The sequence below is a fragment of the Planctomicrobium stercoris genome, assembly GCF_051465655.1.
Lineage (GTDB): Bacteria > Planctomycetota > Planctomycetia > Planctomycetales > Planctomycetaceae > Planctomicrobium.
Genome location: NZ_CP195791.1, coordinates 3365571 through 3384706, shown reverse-complemented (window position 1 = coordinate 3384706; position 19136 = coordinate 3365571). Strand labels below are relative to the sequence as shown.

The following is a 19136-nucleotide window of genomic DNA, read 5'->3' as shown; positions in this document are numbered from 1 at the left end:
CCTGACATTGAATTCGATCATCTCTCAAGAGTTCCCATGTTTCCGTTCTTCTCATTAAGGTTCCGTCATGAATTCGCATTCAGTTGGAGTCATTCGTAGTCGCCTTCATGGCGACAGTGAGTCGTCACAGGGAAGTTGCAAGTCTGGCGGGTTTACTTTGATCGAGCTGCTGGTGGTTATTGCGATTATCGCAGTGCTGATCGCATTGCTGCTGCCCGCGGTTCAACAGGCGCGGGAAGCCGCCCGCCGGAGCCAGTGCAAGAACAATCTCAAACAGCTCGGACTCGCGATTCACAACTACGCGGATACGCATCGACGCATTCCACCGGGTGCTGGCGGATCTGGTCCTGTCAGTGACCTGACCACAAATCGCGAGCTATTAAGCGGCTTTGTGATGCTTCTTCCATTCCTGGATCAAGCTCCGCTGTGGAACAATATTTCTTCTACTCCACAACAAGGAGGAGTCCCCCACGGTGGAGGAGTGTTTGCATCAGTCAGTGCGATTCCAGTCTTCTTGTGCCCCAGCTCACCCCCAGGAAAATACATCCCTTCCATTCCGGATCGGAGCTACAAATTCAGCACAGGAGATGACCTGAGAAACGAGCGAAGCACGGACGACAAGTTGCGAGGTGCTTTCGGATTTCGTTATGCCCGATCGTTTTCCGAAATCACTGATGGCCTCAGCAATAGCATTTTCTGCGGCGAGCGGGATCTGGGAAGCACAACTTCCCCCTTGGGGCGAACTCTTCTTCCCGTTGCCGGCGTCAATACCACTCCTTCGCTGTGCATGTCCCGTGTCGTGAACGGACAATATGACACTTCGGGAGGTGCGGTGATCAGTAATGAACCGCATGGCGAATGGTGGGCAAACGGCGAAGTCGCGGGAGGATTCATCAATACGATTTTACCTCCGAACGGGCCGAGCTGTTCGACGGACTCCACGTATTCAGGTACTAACTACCTGTCGCCGCCGAGCAGCCTGCATACAGGTGGAGTCCAAGTTCTCATGGGAGATGGTGCCGTTCGATTCGTGTCCGAGAACGTGAGTACGGGTGATCTCACTGCGGCCCCGGTCACCTCTGGGCGCAGCCCCTATGGAGTCTGGGGGGCACTGGGATCCGTGGACGGCAGCGAAGTTCCGTCTGAGTTTTGAGCTGTCAAACTCATGATCGGCGGCGTTCCTGCAAAATCGCAGGAACGCCCTGAGCGAGTCATTCCTTTCAGCAATCGGGGATCACTGCAAGATGTCAAAGCCTAGGCACATTCTAAGAATCTTCATCGGACTTTGCGTCTCGGGAATCCTGTCAATCTCGGCGCCAAGCTGCAGTCGGCCTGCCACGAAGCAGATCATGGTGAGCGGGACAGTGAAACTGAACGGTCAGCCACTGAAACGTGGTGCGATTTCATTTGTTCCGACAAGTCAAGAATCTCAAGGTGGATTTTCGACAGAGATTTCTGACGGACACTATTCTGTTTCTGCCCCCCAAGGAGCCTGGAATGGCCCCGCGATTGTTCGCATTCTCGCCTTTCGCGAAGTGCCTTCGAATCTGAAAGCAGGTCCGAATGCATCGCCTCGCTGGCAGGAAGAAGTCGCGAAACAGAAATTCGTCGTCGAACAATTTCTTCCAGAACGATTTAACACTCGCAGTGAGCTCACTGCGACGTTACCTCCCGGCGATGCCGTGGAAATTCCATTTGATCTGGTGAACTAAATGGGACCGTGCCGTCCAATTGATGTAAACGCCCCAAAAACGTCAACGATAAAGGAATTTCGGTTCATCCGGCGAATAGGGGTGATATTCTCATCCGACGGTCTCGAAGCGGGTTGTGTGATTCCGCATCGCCCCGGTCCCAATGGAGCACGCAAGCTGAACCAGGCTGTCGTCGAGTTTTTACGGCGGCAGCAGGCTCAGAATGCGGCGCTGCAGCCAATCGAGATGGTGGAACAGCATGCCTTCGTGCGGTCGATGGCAGTTCGATTTGCGCCATGGCCCGAGCTGGTTGATGACATCCCCCAGCAAGTCTCGATTGAGTACATGAACGGCACAGATCGCTGTGGCTTCCAGGTCGACTTACGACCGCCCGTGATGATGATTACTCGTCGGACCGCACACTGACGCTGGAAACAGGCGTTGAGCGATCGTCCGGAGTATGTCCGACAGCTCGCGGAGCACATTCGACACGTTGCTGAAAGACAGGTCGGCGAAGACGAAAGCCAGCACGAACTTGAGGCTCTTCGAATTTGCATTCAGCGGCTGCCAGGAGAGAGTCGCACACTGCTGGATTGCTGTGAAACCCGATCAAACCGAAATTCACGTTTTCCGGGGGTCAAGTGGAACTTCCCGCAATGAGCCATCAGCAATTGCACTCAGGCGAAGGTAGCCGGTTATCAGGGGAGCAGCTCGTGGCAACTTTTCCATCTGACCCATTCCAAATTACAACAACCGATCAATTGGATGATCTGCAGGCCGCAACGGTCGCACGTCGCTACGCGAATTGGAGTAAGCATGCTGATGAACTCAATTGCGATCCAGATCTCTCCGGCGGTCGAATGTGCTTTGTCGCCGATCGTTTTTAGTCCTTTACATTAACTGGACAGCGCGCTGGTCGAGGGCTGCGTTGGACCGTTCAGCCATTTTTCGACAACGTGCCCGCCCACGTCGGTCAGGCGAAAGTTTCGTCCTTGAAAGCGATATGTCAGCTTCAAATGATCCAGCCCGAATAAATGCAAAATCGTCGCTTGCAGGTCATTCACGTGAACAGGATCTTTGGCAATATTCCAGCCGATTTCATCCGTTTCGCCATAGACCTGTCCTCCTTTGATTCCTCCGCCGGCGAGGAACATGCTAAACGCTTGCGGGTGGTGGTCTCGACCGGTATTGGCCTCCCGGCCCACGCGGTTTTCACCCAAGGGGGTCCGTCCGAATTCGCTTCCCCAGACAACCAGCGTCTCATCGAGCAGACCGCGTTGTTTCAGGTCTTGAATCAATGCTGCGATGGGTTGATCCGCCATTCCCGCACACCAGGGGAGCTGCACATCCAGGCCGCTGTGGTGATCCCAGGAAGCGTGAATGAGATTGATGAATCGGACACCTCGCTCCACCATGCGACGCGCGAGCAGGCAATTCCTGGCGAAGATGGAATAGGTTTCTCCGCCTCCTGCAGCATTTCCCACGGCTTTGGGAGTCGGGCGGGTCAGACCATACATCTCAAGCGTCTGCTGCGTCTCGCCGGAGAGATCGATCAGCTCCGGAGCTGCCGACTGCATCCGGAAGGCGAGTTCGTAATTTGCGATTCGGGACGCGATTTCAGGATCGTTCTGGATGGCCAGCCGGCTCGAATTCAACTCCTGCAATGTGTCGAGTCCTCGACGTTGCAAGGTTGTGGGAATTCCCTGGGGAGTACTTAGATTGAGGATGGGATCTCCCTGATTGCGGAACAAAACACCAGCGTACGTACTGGGAAGAAATCCGCTGGTCCAGATGGTCGCCCCGCCGGAATTTCCCCGCCCGGCGGTGAGAACGACGTATCCCGGCAAGTTCTGCGAGGTTGTTCCCAGCCCGTAGTTGACCCAGGCCCCCATCACTGGCAGCCCGAAAGAGCCTCGCCCGCATTGCATCATCAGTTGACCGGGGTGGTGATTGAACTGGTCGGTGTGCATGGTCCGAATCAGGCAGAGATCGTCCGCGACCGATCCAATGTGCGGCAACAGGTCCGACAACTCCATTCCACATTCACCATGACGATGCCAGGTCCGTTTTCCAGCTCCCATCAGCGTTGCTGTTCTGGGATCAGAGAAAGCGAACCGGACTCCTTCGTAAAACGACTTGGGGATCGGCTGGCCATGGAGTTCGAGCAGCTTTGGTTTATTGTCAAAGAGATCAAGCTGGCTGGGAGCCCCTTCAAAAAAGAGAAAGATGCAGGATTTCGCATTGGGAGCAAAGTGCGACACTCTTGCAGAGAGCGGGGCGACCGCTGCATCGCCGCCGAGAACGGAGCTGGGCGAGAGGACACCATCGTCCGACAACAATGCCCCCAGACCGATCGTTCCCAGGCCGCCTGCACAAGAGAGGAGAAAATCACGTCGAGTCTTTTCGACATATTGATGCAGGGCATGGTTTTCAGCGGCAGTCATTTCACTTTTCTTTGTATCAACAAAGGAACCTGCCTACTCACGCGTGATGAACTCGTCCAGGTTCATCACGATGCGGGCAGTCGCAGTCCACGCAGACAGCTCGGTTTCATCGACTCCATCCAGAGAGTTGCCTTGAACCAGCTTTGCAGCTTCCGCAGGATGATCACGGTACCAGGAACGGCAATCGTTCAGCAGCGACTCCAAAGCCTGCAGTTCATGACTGAATGGGGGGCGTGTTACGCACAATCGGAAAGCCAGTGTCAGCCGATCCGTGTCAGTTTCCACATTCGAGGCCCACACGCGCCGGACCATCCCGAGTGAAGCCTCCATGGAGACTTCATTATTGAGCGTATTTAACGCCATGAGCGGTGTGTTCGAAGTTCTGCGTTCAATCGTGGTGACATTCGAGTCAGGGCAGTCAAAAGTCATTAAGTCCGGGAAAGGGACGGTCCGTTTGAAAAACGTATACATTCCCCGCCGCTGACGGTCTTCTCCGTGGCTCTTGCTCCATTTAAAGCTGTTGGCATAACTGAGCGCTGCCAGATCGTCCGGCATGGCGGGAAAAACGCTGGGGCCGCCAATCTTCAAACTCAGCAGTCCGCTGGCAGCCAGATGCAGATCTCGGACGATTTCCCCTTCCACTCGAAATCGATTCTGCCGTCCCAGCAACTGATTCGTAGGGTCGACCTGCTCCAGTTCCGGACGATGAGCGGAAGACTGTCGATAAGTGGATGACGCGACAATGGTCCGAATGAGATCTTTACGAGACCAACCCCGCCGAAGAAATTCATCGGCCAGCCAGTCGAGTAGTTCGGGGTGTGTCGGTCGCTCTCCTTGTGTTCCGAAATCGTTCATGGTCCGCACAATTCCACGACCAAACAGATGCCCCCAGATCTGATTGACAGCAACACGCGGTGTCAGAGGATTCTCCGGTGAGGTGATCCAGCGGGCCAGGTCGAGACGGTCGGCACTTCGGCTTGGATCACGAAGAGCGAGTGCATGCAGGACAGCCAGCGTGCCTGGATGCACTGGCTGAGCCGGCTGGAGGAAATCTCCGCGGCGCAGCAGATGAGTCGTGCGAGGAGAGTCCAACCGTTCACCCAGCACTCGAATTTTTTCAAGCGGCTTCTGAGGAGCCTTCTTCCTCAACTGTTCGATCTCGCCGCGAAGCTTTTTCAGCTCTTTAGTTTCGTCCAATCCTGTTTCTGTCTGCTGCCTCTGCTGCAATTCTTCCAACTGAGTCTTCAGTGTCGCCAAGGCTTCTTCGTGCTGGATCAACTGCAACTCGTACCGCTTCTCCGCCTCCGCTCCCAGGGACCGTTCGAGATTGATTTCATCAGCGTTGTTGAAGAAAGCGAAGAGCTGGTAATACTCCGCCTGCGTGATCTGATCATATTTGTACGAGTGGCACTGAGCGCAGCCGGCAGTCAGTCCCAACCAGACGGCGGCGGTCGTATTCGTACGATCAATGACAGCCAGCACGCGATATTCTTCCTGGTCCACTCCTCCCTCGGAGTTCGTCAACGTCTGGCGATGGAATGCGGTGGCGATCCGTTGAGCTGGCGTGGCGCATGGGAGTAAGTCTCCAGCCAGTTGCTCCACAGTAAACTGATCGAATGGCAGATCGTTATTAATGGCTGCGATCACCCAGTCCCGGAATTGATACGCATCCGGGCGCGGACTATCGATCTCGTACCCGTCTGAATCGGCATAGCGGGCTTTATCGAGCCAGTGACGCCCCCAGCGTTCGCCAAAATGAGGTGAATTCAGCAGGCGATCGACGACTTTGTCGTAAGCATCCGGAGCGGAATCGAAAACGAACTGATCCACTTCTTCGGGAGTCGGTGGAAGCCCGATCAGATCGTAGGAAAGCCGTTTCATCAGTGTGTATCGATCTGCCTCAGGCGAGGGAGAAAGGCTGTCGGTTTCCAATTGAGAAAGAACAAACTGGTCAATCGGGTTTCGGACCCAGGCACGTCGTTTCACGGCGGGTGGGGGCAGATGCTTTCTGGGTTGGTAAGCCCAGTGAGTGGACGTCACCTTGACCGAGTCGGACTCCTCCGGCCAGAGCGCTCCCTGTTCAACCCAGGTTTTCAACAGACTGACTTCTTCTTGAGAGAGGGCGTTTCCCCCGTCAACAGGCGGCATCCGTTCGGATTCATCCTTCGACTGGATGCGGCGGATCAGCTCACTTTTGCCACTCTCGTGCGGCACAATGACTTCCCCGGAATCTCCTCCCTGAAGGGCAGGTTTACGATGATCCAGCCGCAATCCTCCCTGCTGTTCCGAGGGGCCGTGACAACCAGTGCAATACTCTACAAAGATCGGACGCACCTGAGTCTGAAAATCGATCACTTGAGCCTCAGCCGGTAATACATCCGTTTCTGCCCCAGCAGTCTGAGCTGTAAGCAGATCCAGCACCCCCACTGAGCCTCCTGCCAGGGAGATCGCAAAAAGTATTCGGCGAATCATTTCAGGAACTTTGAATGAGTAAAATGCCATCGAAGCACAAACAATCAGTCTTCCGAAAGCTACCGTCTGTGAATCCGCACTTTTGTGAATGGACGCAGCGGATCAACCGAATTCTGAATCGCACAGTACTGGCGCCGAACTCTCGCCGAAACTCCCTTTGTGACGAGGTTGTTTTGATCATTAAGATCAATTGGACCGCGTGGAGTGTTTTACTTTTTTTGGTAAACGTCCGACTTAGAGGTTCCGGACAAAACTAATGTTGGCATGGTTTGAAAATTTTGGGAAGGTCTGGTTTTTCCCGTTCACGGAGGAACTGATATGGCCACCCGATTGCTGAGTGATGACTTGTGGGACGAGATCGAGCCGTTCTTTCCGACTTACGAGTTCTCTGTCAAAGGCGGCCGACCGCCAGCGGAGAACAGGACCGTCTTCACCTGCATTCTGTTCGTGCTCAAGACCGGCATCGCCTGGGAGGACCTGCCCTTGGAACTGGGGTGTTCCTACAAGACCTGCTATCGACGTCTCAAGCTGTGGATCGACCTGGGAGTCTTTCAGGACATTCATCGCCACCTCCTCACCGTGCTGAACGCAGCCGGGCGTCTGGAACTGGCGGACGTGCTCGTCGATGCCGGATTGATCAAGGCCCCGTTGGGAGGACAAAAACCGGACCGAATCCGACGGATCGTGGTCGCTGCGGCAGCAAGTCTCACCTGATGACCACTCACAATGGGATTCCGCTGGCGAACATCCTGACGGCCGCCAATGTTCATGATCTGAAACAACTTCTGCCACTGGTGTTTCTGAGGTACCCGAAGATTGGTGGCAAGCGGGGACGCCCCCTGGATTGCCCACGGAGTGTGACCGCCGACAAAGGCTACGACTGCCAGGCAACTCGGGACCTGCTGGGACTGGCTGGCATTGAGACCTTCATTCCCAAACGAGGTCAGCGGCAGGACTCGTCTCTGGGTGCGACCCGCTGGCCGATTGAACGGACCATCAGCTGGCTCAAACAATTCCGCAGGTTGCGGATTCGCTGGGACAGGCTGGAGGAAGTGCACCAAGCGTTCCATGACATCGCCAACTCGCTCATCACCTGGAGATATCTCATCGCTGAATAGGTTTTGTCCGGACGCCCTTAGGGTCAGCCCCTGATAACAAATACGCCAACAGATCTTTGAGCTCTTCGGGATTCAGACCGTCAATCAAACCGACCGGCATCTGTGAGATTTTCGATGGAAGGATTTCTTCGACTTCCGATTTCTTAAAGATCTTCGGAGGGGCGTCAGCATCAGGAGTAAAGACGTACAACTCGTTACCGATCTCCACTGCGCGGCCGAGCACGATTTCCCCTTCGACTGTCGCCACCTGATGTGAAGCATATTGATCCGAAATCACCTTGCTCGGCTCGAGGATCGCATCGAGCAGGTCCGGCAGTGGGAATTTCTTTCCAGCGGTAGAGAGATCTGGGCCGATCGCTCCCCCTTCACCGTTTAAACGATGGCACTTCGCACACGCGGTTGCAAAAAAGAGATTGCGGCCGTGTTTAAAATTCCGGTTGTGAAGTTCACCTTCTAAGTTCGCGATAACCTCTTCACGGTTCCACTTTCGCCCCGGGCCGACCGGCGGAGTCACTTGTGGAGGAGGAGCCAGCAATGAGACACTCGCGATGGGGCCCACCGCGATTCTTTCACTCGGAGAGCAGTTCATCAACGCATCTTCGCGGAACTGCGAAATCGACTTTGTGTAGCTGTCGCCGCCTGAAGATTTCGCAGCATCAATCAGGAACTGGAAGTAGCGTTGCCGCTGGGGCAACGTCCAACCGGACTGCTGATTTCTTAAGACAAAGGCAAAATGAACGGCGCGAGTGGGAGGTCTCGTCGCCAGCAACTGGCCGATATTACTCCCATATCGCTGACTTCGATTCGTGAGATGAGCCCAGTCCTGCAGCGGTTCCGGTCCCAATTGATCCATGACAGCCAGCGTCTTCGAAACAACCTGCGGTGCGTTCAGAAAAACCAGCAACTGCACCAGCTCCGCATTCAGCGGATATGACTTCGCAGGGTACAGCGGGTCCAGCTTCGCAATCACCTTCTGCCGCCAAGTTTCATCCGGCTTTCCCTGGCGAGTGAACGCCAGTTCGTAAGCGCGCAGGAATGCCAGTTGAGCCTGTTCATCGAGCCTGGCGAAATCGACTTTCCCGAGAGCTTCCAGAATCGCAGGGAGATCTTCCGTCTTCCCCTGCCGCGACAATGCAATCATGGCCAGAATCATCCCGCGATCGGAGAGATTCCGACCAGCGAGCGCACGCTCGCCCCAGTTCTCTACGGGTTGAGATTCTAAGGCGATTCTCGCCGCATATCGGATGAAGCGGTCTTCACTTCCGAGATGAGCGAAGATCAGTTCGAGGTCAGCACCTGGCTGGCCGTGAAATGCTTCCAGCTGATGTCGCAACGATCTTGCCTTGATTCCTTCAGAGGCTTTTAGATCGACTGGAAAAGTCGGCTCGTCCCCGAGATAGCGGACACGATACACCGAAGACTGCGTGCCTCGCCCCCCAGTTGTGAAGTACAAGGCCCCATCATCTCCAATGATTCCATCAGTCACCTGCATCGGTTGACCGTTCAGAAATTCTTCCTTGATTCCATGATAGGTTGCTCCTTTGGGAGTCATATGAACAGCGTAAATCGTGCTGTAAGTCCAGTCGAGCAGGAAGAGAGACCGTTGGTACCTCTCAGGAAATTTCGCTCCTTCTCCAAAGACGATGCCTACGGGAGAACCAGGGCCAATATCGACGACCGCCGGAAGCGAATCCTCATAGTAGGCCGGCCATTTTCCGGTTCCGCTGCGCCAGCCGAATTCGCTCCCGCTCGTGACGTGGCAGACGCGCGTGGGACGATACCAGGGAGACCCCAGATCTCGTTCCATATCAGCATCGTAGGTGAAGAGTTCATCGTCTGCGTTGAATGCAATGTCATACTGGTTGCGGAAGCCAATACTGATAATCTCCCGCTGTTTCGCTTCCAGATCGACCTTGATGATCCAGCCGCCGGGAGCCAGAATGCCTGCGGCGTGTCCGTGTGCATCCCAACGACGTGGCAACAACAGGTCCTCGCTCCAGTTCTGCGGGATTCGACTCCCGGTGATCCCTTCTGGCAATTTCGTATGATTCCCTGCGATGACCAACAGTGATTTCTTGTCCGGAGATGGAATCACCGCATGGGGACCATGTTCTCCTCCACCGGGAATGGGCATCAGAAATTCATCTGCATCCAGCAAGCCGTCCCCATCGGTATCCTTGAGTCGATGCAGGCCGGATCCTGGTCCACCATTCACGACCGCATAGAGTGCATCGAAGGCCCAGCACAGACCCTGCGCACCAGAGAGCTTCACAGGCTCTTTTTTTACTGTTGTCGGGTGGCCTTCGGTTCCCGGTTGGATAAGGAACAGCCCCTGGCCTTCCTGAGCGGAGGCGATGAGACGACCGCGATCATCTTTCGTCAATGCGACCCAAGAACCCATTGGACGTGGCACATCGAAGACTTGTTCGACTACAAAACCTTCTCGTGTTGTTACATTCCTGGCAACAACCGGCAAATAGACACTTTCATCATATCCACTGAGTCCTCGAGAAATCACGGACTCGGTGATGCAACTCGACCATGCAAGTGAGGGGTCTCCAACCTGCCCGAGCACCTGCACCGCACCCCAATGTCGATCGTCGAATTCCGCCTCACGCCATTTCTCGGATGCATCCGCTGATGCTTTCCAGCTGCCATCTGTGGCGATGTCAGTCACTCCGCCGTCTGTGTGAGTGATTCGCAAGGCAGCCAGAAGTGCGCCTGTGCCCTCATCATTAACCGCCTGAATTGCAATTGTATTGTGACCTGGTTTGATCTGCCCGGTCACTTCTGCTGATTCGAGGTGGCGCCAGTCATCCCCCTTGAGAACCTGCTGACCGTTCACCCAGATCGTGAGATGGTTGTCCGCGGTGGCAGCGATCAATGCGGACTTAATGTCACCGTCGACGGAAAAGTCCTTACGCATGTGCAGGGTGATCGGCTGGTTCTCAGCCCCCTGCCAGACCCATTTGGGCAAATCATCGGCGAAGGCGATCGCCGTCGATGAAAGTACAGCCACAGCCCAGCACAAGGACTGAACTTGCAATCGAGAATATTTCGTCATCACGCCTGCTTTCGAAGTGAGAATGTCGTTATCCGCTACCGTCTTATCCCGGGATAGACACATGAGCTCAAAACTCGGTGAAGATCAGCAGGCACTCGGATCGGCGGGAGAAACGGAGAACGCTGTCCTGTGATAGGCTTCAGGCATTAGATCATTCCATCAATTCGTGAATGACCCGTGACTGTTCCACCCCTGTCAGTCGGTAGTCGAGTCCCTGGAACCGGTAGGTGAACTGCTGATGATCAATTCCTAAGAGATGTAAAATTGTGGCATGCAGATCACGGACGTGGACCGGATTCTCGGTGACGTTGTAGCTGAAATCATCCGTCGCCCCATGAGTGATCCCGCGCCTGATACCGCCGCCGGTCAACCAAACAGTAAAACAACGGGGATGATGATCGCGTCCGACATCCGGACTGTCCCATTCTCCCTGGCCAGCGACTCCCCTGCCGAATTCACCTCCCCAGAGAACAAGGGTTTCATCCAGCAGCCCGCGTTGCTTCAAGTCGGTAACCAGGGCCGCACTGGCCTGATCGGTGTCGCGGCAGCGGGAAGCGCACGATGAGACGATCCTGTTATGATTGTCCCAGTCAGGGTGAAACAGCTGGACAAACCGCACTCCCCGTTCGACCAGGCGCCGGGCGAGAATGCAGTTCGCAGCATAACTCCCCGGGCGTCGGGAATCCGGACCATAGAGATCGAACGTTGATTCCGTTTCATCACTCAGATCACTCAGTTCCGGAATACTGGTTTGCATCCTCCATGCCATTTCATATTGGCGGATACGGGTTTCAATCTCAGGATCCCCAGCCTGCTGAAAACGCATCTGATTCAACTCGGTGAGTCCATCCAGCATGAGTCGCCTCAGCTGTGGAGGCAACCCCGCAGGATCGCTGAGATAGAGAACCGGGTCTTTGGCATTTCTCAGTTTCACTCCCTGGTATCGAGACGGAAGGAAACCGCTTCCCCAGTAGTGGTCGTAGAGCGGTTGATCAGTGGCCCGCTTCAGATTGGAGATTAAGACCAGGTAGTCGGGCAGATTTCGATTTTCGCTTCCGAGGCCGTAACTGGTCCAGGCCCCGAGACTCGGACGGCCGGGCAACTGATGTCCGGTGAGCATCTTCGTCATCGCCGGCGCGTGATTGATCTGATCGGTGACCATGGATTTTACGAAGCAGAGATCATCGACCGCTCCAGCGGTGTAAGGCAGCCAGCTTCCCACTGTCGCGCCGCTGGCTCCGTATTGACGAAAAGTTGTCTTGGAAGGCACGACGAGTTGTTGTTTGCCAGCGGTCATGGTCGTCAGGCGCTGGCCTTGGCGAACGCTTTCAGGAAGTTCCGTTCCTGCCAACTTGTGCAAGTTCGGTTTGTGGTCGAAGAGTTCGAGTTGAGAGGGGCCCCCCGACTGGGTCAAGAAAATGACTTGTTTGGCGGATGGAATTGAATGCGGAAGATCTTCGCGGCGCCCGGTCTGGCTCCCCGTGGCAGCCCCTCCCTGTGCAAGGTTCAAAAATCCAAGAGCCATCGCTCCCAGGCTCACTCCGGCTCCTTGGCCCAGAAAGTATCGGCGAGAGATGTCCGCCACAGATTGTTCCTGGTCGAACGCCGATTTCGACGACTTATTCATGCGTCAATGCCTCATCAAGATTATAGATCAGACTCGCCACGACGGTATACGCGGCAACCTCTTCGTTGGACGAGACGTCGCGATGTTCAACCTGGCCAAAGTTCAAAAACTGCTGCGCTTGATCCGGAGATGCACGGTAGTACGCGCGTGCTTGTTCCAGTTTTTTGGAAAGCACCTCCGACTCCGCGGGGGTAGCGTCGCGAGAAAGAATGGACTGACAGATCGTATTCAATCTTGTGGTCGAATCCATCTCACGTCGCATGACAGACCTGGCTAGTTCACGAGAGGCTTCAAGCATCGTGAGATCGTTCAGCAGTGTTAATGCCTGCAACGGCGTGTTGGTCAATCGAGATGTGACCTCGCAAACGCGACGCTGGGCAGTATCAAATAAGAATGTGGGGACCGCGGAACGTCTCCAGAACGTGTACAACGTTCTACGAAACTGAGCCGTGCCTTGGCTGGGGCGATACTGGAACTTGCCCATGGATTGCTCTTCCCAAGCTCCTTCCGGCTGATAGGGCTTGGTGGGAGGGCCACCCAGAGAAGGATTCATCAGGCCACTTGAGCGCAGCGCCGCATCATGCAGCATCCAACTGGGAAGTCGAAACCGGGCCCCCCGTGCAAGCAACCGGTTCTCGGGGTCCAGCTCGAGTAGCTCGGGAGAGATCTGGCTGCTCTGCTGATAGGTTTGACTGGTGACGATCAGGCGTAAAATATGCTTCAGGTCCCAGTTGTGTTCGACCAGTTCAACGGCCAGCCAGTCGAGTAATTCAGGATGCGTGGGTGGCTCTCCCTGCAAACCGAAGTCTTCCGGAGTCCGTACGAGTCCGACTCCGAAGCACAGTTGCCAAAGCTGATTCACGATCACTCGGGCGGTCAGGGGATTGTCCGGCGAGATCAGCCAGTTCGCCAGATCCAGTCGCGATTTGGATCGGCTCTGGGGCCACGGCAGAATCGCGGCAGGGAGTCCGCTCGTGACGGAATTCCCCCGCTGATCCCAGACTCCCCGTTCCAGGATATGCGTTGTACGAGGTTCTTTCTGCTCCGCCATCACCATGACATTCAGCGGGCCTGCCATGCTTTTGATTTCCGATAACTGTTGCTTTGCCGAGTTCAACTCTGCTTCGGCTTGTTGATACGCAGGATGATCAGCGAGATACTGGTCCCGCAGTCGACTCCGCAACGAGTTATCGATCTGGGTGGGACCGTCTAAATTCAGAACAGCAAGAGACTCCAAGGGGAGCGGTTCCTTAACACTGATGACATCGCCAGGTTGATCAGTCGTGGAGACGCGAAAGCGGCCAATGTTGGCATGATCGATTGCACTGCGCTGCAGCATGACGAAGACAATCTCATCGTCCGGTGTCAGAATAAGCGGCGTCCGCAGGATGTAGATGGCGAAATGTCGCTGGGTCGGGTCGTATGTCAGAAGTTCTTCCACGGCCCTCCCCAATGCCTTGCCGAAATTAATCAGCCGCCCCCGCTCATCTCGGATTCGTGTGAATCTGGCCGGGAACTCTCGCTCTGAGAATCTTGTTCTCTTCCTTCAGGAACTGGATGTACTTCGCCAGTTCGCGATCCGTGGCAGAGGCGATCAGGGCGAGCAACGGGTGAAAAATGAAGCCCATATCGGTATCGTCACAATCTTTAATGTGGAGACGAGTTGCGCATCCGTTGAACAGCACTAAGGTCCGTCTGGCGGGGCATTTTTGAGGTCAGATTCTGCGATATCAAAGGGAGGATTTCAGTGGGCAGCTGACGATGATACTACAGTTTGATTTTTTCAGAGAATGCCCCGTGAACAAGTGGATCGAGTTGCGTTGTGTTAAGAATCCACTCGCTCACACTTCGTGCTCTGACAGATCGTTCGTTGAACTTGTGAAGAAGTTGAACTGATAGCAGCCTGCATCCCGACAAATATGCCGATCGGAACCCCATGACCGCACGACTTCCTCCCTGCATTCTGGCCACCTGTTGTCTCCCATGGACGGAGGACGACCAACTGGATGTCCCCATCTTTCGTCGTTCCATCGCAGCCCTGCTTGCCACGGGCATTGAGCGACTCTACCTGTTCGGGACAGCTGGGGAAGGTCACGCCCTGACCAACAGCCAGTTCAGCGAAGCCGCGAGAATCTTCCAGGAAGAGACGGAAGGAAGACTGCAACTGCGTCAACTGGGACTGATCGCCAATTCAGTTGCACAGCTGCAGGAGCGAATTGAACTGGGACGAAGTCTCGGCTTCGACAGTTTTCAATTCACGCTTCCTTCATGGGGACGGGTGACCGACAGCGAAGTTGATACGTTGTTCCACGATGTCTGCGGTCGGAATCCTGATTGCACCTTTCTGTTCTACAACGTCGCCCGGGGCCTGCGTCTGCTTGACTCAGACAGAATAGGCGAGCTGGCAGAACGCTATCCCAATCTGATCGGCGTCAAATGGGCAACACGACTGGATGAAGCCCAGATGGCCCATACCCTTCAAATCGCACCGCAACTGGGCCATTTCTTCAATGAAGTGAACTGGGTTCAGGCAGCGCTGACGGGGCTGCAGGCCAGCCTGTTGTTGTCTTTGAGCTCGACAAACATCCCCCTGATCAGACAGATGTTCGAGTTGGGACTGTCCCAGCAGGACAACCGGAGACTGGCGCAGCATCGGGATGAACTGCTGCATCATCGATCGATCATTCTTGAGATTGTGGAACAGGACGGCGCCCATATGGACGGGGCTTACGACAAGCTTCTCTGCAAGCTGTCCGATCCAGAGTTCCCGTTGCGGCTGCTGCCTCCCGATCGGGGGGCGTCGGACCAGGCATTTCAACGTTATCGGGACAGAATGCAGGCCGAGCTGCCACATTGGTCCGGGGCCTGAACATGATCGGTCCCGAGTACCTCCTTGCTTCCCGCAAAATGAATCACTGATCTCACCGACACCCTGAAGACTTTTCCACATGGCGGAAAGTGGTATCCCTGTTGAATCAGGTCTGAAGCTCCTCGACTTCATTACCATCGCCGCTGACATGCTGGTGACGTTCGGAATCGCCCTGTGGTTCGGCAGCCGTCAGCATTCAACCGATGACTTTTTTGTCGGCGGTCGGAACGTGCCATGGTTTGCCGTCGGCCTGAGCATCATGGCGACTCTCTTCTCCACCCTGACACACCTGGGAACTCCGGGAGAAGTGGTCAGACATGGGATCGGCTGTTTCCTGGGATACCTGGCGATTCCACTCTCGGCGATTGTCATCATCCAGCTGTCGATCCCCTTCTATATGCGGCTGCGACTGACCAGCGCCTACGAGTATCTGGAACTGAGATTTAACACTGGGATCGGGGTCATCGGGGCGAGTCTCTTCCTGCTGCTGCGTCTGGGCTGGATGAGTATGGTCGCCTTCGCAGCTTCTATGACTTTGGATCGTGTGAAAGGCCCCGACCTTGAGGTGTTCCCCGACCCGGACCTGTACTGGTGAATTCCAGCAGTTGGAGTTATCGCTGCGATCTGCAAATCCATCGGGGGGATTCAGGCGATGATCTGGACTGACGTGCTGCCGTGTGCGCTGATCTTCAGCGGTACGACCATGGTGATTTCCGCTCCCGCACTGGGAAATCCATCGCCCACTTGCTATTGCTCTTTCATTGATATCAAAGGCCCCAGGGTGATCGGCCAGTCAACTAAATCAGCCGTTTAAAACCAGTCTGCCTGACTTGCCCACCAATGCGTTGCATCACGTCATGATTCTCCATGGCAACGACTAACTCATTCAGGACTGCAGTCGCTGATTGAACAAAGTCTTCCACGTGGTGCGGCTGGTGTGCTGAAGTTGGATAGAACCCGCTGCCGACGAGAAAACCTCGCTCTAGCATTCGAATTGTGAAGAGCGTCATCAGGGCGTCCTGCTCGGGATGGGAAATACCGATCTTTGTCAGAGCAGGGTGTCCATCCACGAGGAACGGCACTCCGACCTTCGCTGCAGCTGAACTGAGAGAGGATTGAAACAACTGGCCGATCATCCGGATGTGTCCCGCCACATCCTGATCCTGACAGATCGAGATCGTGGCCAGCGCGGCTGTCGGCCCGACCCCTTCAGTCCAGTAAGTGCTCGAAATGAATGACTCTTCGGCGGCCTCCATCGTTGAGCGGTGGCCGATGATCGCTGCAATTGGATGACCGCTCTCCATTCCTTTTGCGAAGACAGCGACATCTGGCACAATCCCATAATCCAAGTGAATTCCATCAAGGCGGAACCGGAATCCGGTCGTTACTTCATCGAAGATGAGTCGGATTCCGTGTTCATCACACAACTGGCGGACACCTTCCAGAAACCCCTTTTCGGGGGAGTGACTGCGAGTCGGTTCCATGACGACGGCGGCCAGTTGGCCCTTCCGCGTCTGCACAATCTGCTGGAGTTCTTGCAACTGATTGTAGGCGAACGGCAGTGCAGTCTGATTCAGGCCGCGGGGAACTCCCTTCGGACTCAGCCCCGGAAGGAGGTGGCCGTCCAGAGCACTCTCTTCGCCGAGGTTTGCAGCGAGATACCAGTCGCACCAGCCGTGATACCCGCAGAACGCGACCTGATCACGTCCTGTCGCAGCCCTTGCCAGACGCACAGCGATGGCGAGTGCCTCTCCACCCGAACGGGCAAAACGCACCTGCTCGGCCCAGGGGTGAATTTTCAGAAGGGCTTTCGCAAGTTCCACATCTTCCGGACTGTTGAGAGTGCACATGGTCCCTCGATGGATTCGCTCGATGACCCTGCGATTCACTTCAGGATGCGCATATCCCAGCAGGCAAGCCCCGACACTGTTGGGCGTGAAGTCCAGATATTTCCGCCCATCCAGGTCGACAACTTCGCAGCCTTGCGCAGAGGCATAGTAAGCCGGCCACTTTCCCGGGGCGAATAATTCAGGCCGCTTGCTGAGCAGCTGCGTTCCACCCGGGATGATCCGCCGAGCTTCTTCATACAGGGAGGTGGATCTTCCAAAGTGGGGGTTCTGGTTTTCAGGCATTGTTCTCTGTTCGAGTTCGCGGACTCAGTTTTTGAAGTGATCGAGCAGATCGTTTCGATGCTCGAGAAATACAGAACAGGCAGCCCGCATCCAGACAGTGAAGTGACATCACCGTTGAGCCCGATGAACTCGGTCGACTCACGTTCAGCTGCACACGTCGGGCGTGCAACTGAACGCGAGTTGCGATGATCCTCAGGAGACTCCAGCGTCCCTTGATACGCACCAATTAAAAAAACTCAGACGACATTCAGGCCCATGTTCTGATGGTGGAGAGTGGCCGCGTCGAGGTAACGCTGGTAAGCGGCTTCATCGCGACGGCAACTCTGGCCGCGAACGACCATGGCGAAGCTGCGGCGATGGCGAGTGTTTGAGCGGTTGGCCTCGGCCCGATGAATCATATCGCCGTGATGAATCAGCACATCACCCGGCTGGGCATGGATGGCTGCTTCGATCTCCAGATCCCGGTCGCCATAGTCCACAATCCCCTGCGAGAACCCGAGCGTTTTTGTTCGATTGTGCGGCCGGATGCCCCGTAGATGCGACCCGGGAACATATCGCAGGCATCCGTTTTTATCATCAACGTCATCCAGTGCCAGCCACATCGTCAGGACCTGTGCAGGTGCGAGGCAGAAGTAGAAGTTGTCCTGATGCGGAGGCGTGACATGCTCAGTGCGAGGCGGTTTGTTAAACCATTCGGCCCCTTGTGCCTCGGCCGGCTCTCCCACATCGCGATCAACTGCAATCCCGCCAGAACTGCACATTGCCTCAGCACGGGTCGCCACGACTGAACAGGTTGATGGAACGAGGTCGCACTCACGAGACGATTTCCTCCCGGCGACTCTGCAGGATCTTGACACCAGCAGGCAAAAACGGAACTGACACGAACCGCAACCCGTGTCAATCCGGTTACTTGCGCAAACTCCATTCGCGTGGCACTTTCATTCGACTGGCGTAACCGGTTCGGTCCGTATAACTGCGTTCATTTTAGAGTCAATGAAAATCGATACGTGCGCCGTTCGAATTTTGGTCGGCGAAGATGATCAACGTGAGCTGCGAGGGCGACGCTGTCCAATTGATGTCGTCAACCAAAGAGCGTTGACGGCAAAGAGGTTTCGACGAGAGTTCGGTGCCGGTTGTCATAATTGCTGAACTCCGCGACGAGATGATCCAGGTGTCGCTTACCAAAGATGATGAATTTTGACAGGCACTCCGATTTGATCGTGCCAACAAACTTCTCGTAGCCTCAGTTCAGAATTCGAGGTTGAGTTTGGTATCCCCGTCATGCATCACCATGTCTGGTTTGTGCTGCCGTCCTGGATCGAACAACCGGGGTGAAGGTTTTGGTCTGGTCTCCTTGGGGAACGGGGTCATGGATGCAGATTCACTTCTGAGAGGTTCAGGCCACTGCATTGGCTCGGCACTCAAAATAACTCTGCTGCTTGCTGAGGATGTGCCAGATCACCGTCGCCAGCTTCCGCATCACCGCGACTCGAGCCACGCCACAGCCCCGCCTTCTCTTGATCTTCTTGTACCATTCCCGCAGCCGGCCGGCCTTGCGGAGAACCTGGTACGTGACTTGGGCCAGGAGCCACCGGGCCGTGTTGTTGCTCCCACTTGCAGTTCCCCTTTCATCGATATCGAAAGGCAGAGATTCACATTTCAAACTTTCATCAACTACCGTTGATGTTACTTGCGTCTCCGATGCATTTCATGTATTGT

14 protein-coding genes are annotated in these 19136 nt (G+C 55.3%); 5 read left to right on the top strand and 9 right to left on the bottom strand.

Going from position 1 to position 19136, the window contains the following annotated elements:
- Positions 1-67: 67 nt before the first annotated feature.
- Entirely contained in the window at positions 68-1153 is a 1086-nt protein-coding gene (locus SH661x_RS13750) for a DUF1559 family PulG-like putative transporter (RefSeq protein ID WP_437222372.1), read from the top strand.
- Positions 1154-1793: 640 nt separating this feature from the next.
- Positions 1794-2117, top strand: coding sequence for a hypothetical protein (locus SH661x_RS13745; protein WP_437222369.1), 324 nt, complete (start codon positions 1794-1796; stop codon positions 2115-2117).
- 470 nt (positions 2118-2587) lie between these two features.
- Here SH661x_RS13745 and SH661x_RS13740 read toward each other — a convergent pair whose 3' ends face one another.
- Positions 2588-4135 carry a DUF1501 domain-containing protein gene (locus tag SH661x_RS13740; protein WP_437222367.1) on the bottom strand — a complete coding sequence of 516 codons (1548 nt, stop codon included), beginning with the start codon at positions 4133-4135 and terminating at the stop codon, positions 2588-2590.
- Positions 4136-4168: 33 nt separating this feature from the next.
- Positions 4169-6556, bottom strand: a complete 2388-nt coding sequence (locus SH661x_RS13735) for a DUF1553 domain-containing protein (RefSeq protein WP_437222365.1) — start codon at positions 6554-6556, stop codon at positions 4169-4171.
- A 369-nt stretch (positions 6557-6925) separates the two neighbouring features.
- Between SH661x_RS13735 and SH661x_RS13730 the strand changes: the two genes are divergently transcribed.
- Positions 6926-7725, top strand: a protein-coding gene (locus SH661x_RS13730; protein ID WP_437221910.1) for an IS5 family transposase whose coding sequence is annotated in 2 segments (ribosomal slippage) — positions 6926-7265 and positions 7265-7725 — 801 coding nt in all. Because the reading frame shifts where the segments join, the coding sequence is not laid out codon by codon here.
- Here SH661x_RS13730 and SH661x_RS13725 read toward each other — a convergent pair.
- The 4 genes from SH661x_RS13725 to SH661x_RS13710 form a co-directional block, all read right to left on the bottom strand.
- Positions 7712-10789 (bottom strand): c-type cytochrome, encoded by a 3078-nt coding sequence (locus tag SH661x_RS13725; protein WP_437222363.1) that lies wholly within the window; start codon positions 10787-10789, stop codon positions 7712-7714. The genes SH661x_RS13730 and SH661x_RS13725 overlap by 14 nt on opposite strands.
- A gap of 151 nt (positions 10790-10940) precedes the next feature.
- Positions 10941-12416, bottom strand: coding sequence for a DUF1501 domain-containing protein (locus SH661x_RS13720; protein WP_437222361.1), 1476 nt, complete (start codon positions 12414-12416; stop codon positions 10941-10943).
- On the bottom strand, positions 12409-13857 hold the full coding sequence (locus tag SH661x_RS13715) for a DUF1553 domain-containing protein (protein ID WP_437222359.1): 1449 nt from the start codon (positions 13855-13857) through the stop codon (positions 12409-12411). Before SH661x_RS13715 ends, SH661x_RS13720 begins: the two co-directional genes overlap by 8 nt.
- Positions 13858-13900: 43 nt before the next feature.
- Positions 13901-14044: a hypothetical protein gene (locus SH661x_RS13710; RefSeq protein ID WP_437222357.1), complete on the bottom strand. Its 144-nt coding sequence runs from the start codon at positions 14042-14044 to the stop codon at positions 13901-13903.
- A gap of 308 nt (positions 14045-14352) precedes the next feature.
- Here SH661x_RS13710 and SH661x_RS13705 point away from each other — a divergent pair, with 308 nt between their 5' ends.
- Together SH661x_RS13705 and SH661x_RS13700 are read left to right on the top strand one after the other, a co-directional pair.
- Positions 14353-15285: a dihydrodipicolinate synthase family protein gene (locus SH661x_RS13705; RefSeq protein WP_437222355.1), complete on the top strand. Its 933-nt coding sequence runs from the start codon at positions 14353-14355 to the stop codon at positions 15283-15285.
- 79 nt (positions 15286-15364) lie between these two features.
- The gene (locus SH661x_RS13700; RefSeq protein WP_437222353.1) at positions 15365-15880 is read left to right on the top strand and encodes a sodium:solute symporter family transporter; all 516 of its coding nucleotides are present in this window, start codon (positions 15365-15367) and stop codon (positions 15878-15880) included.
- A 202-nt stretch (positions 15881-16082) separates the two neighbouring features.
- On the opposite strand, the gene SH661x_RS13695 is transcribed toward SH661x_RS13700, so the two are convergent.
- The 3 genes from SH661x_RS13695 to SH661x_RS13685 form a co-directional block, all read right to left on the bottom strand.
- Positions 16083-17417, bottom strand: coding sequence for an aminotransferase class III-fold pyridoxal phosphate-dependent enzyme (locus tag SH661x_RS13695; protein ID WP_437222351.1), 1335 nt, complete (start codon positions 17415-17417; stop codon positions 16083-16085).
- Positions 17418-17653: 236 nt separating this feature from the next.
- The gene (locus tag SH661x_RS13690) at positions 17654-18178 is read right to left on the bottom strand and encodes a phytanoyl-CoA dioxygenase family protein (RefSeq protein ID WP_437222348.1); all 525 of its coding nucleotides are present in this window, start codon (positions 18176-18178) and stop codon (positions 17654-17656) included.
- A gap of 635 nt (positions 18179-18813) precedes the next feature.
- Positions 18814-19080 carry a hypothetical protein gene (locus SH661x_RS13685; protein ID WP_437222345.1) on the bottom strand — a complete coding sequence of 89 codons (267 nt, stop codon included), beginning with the start codon at positions 19078-19080 and terminating at the stop codon, positions 18814-18816.
- Positions 19081-19136 lie beyond the last annotated feature (56 nt).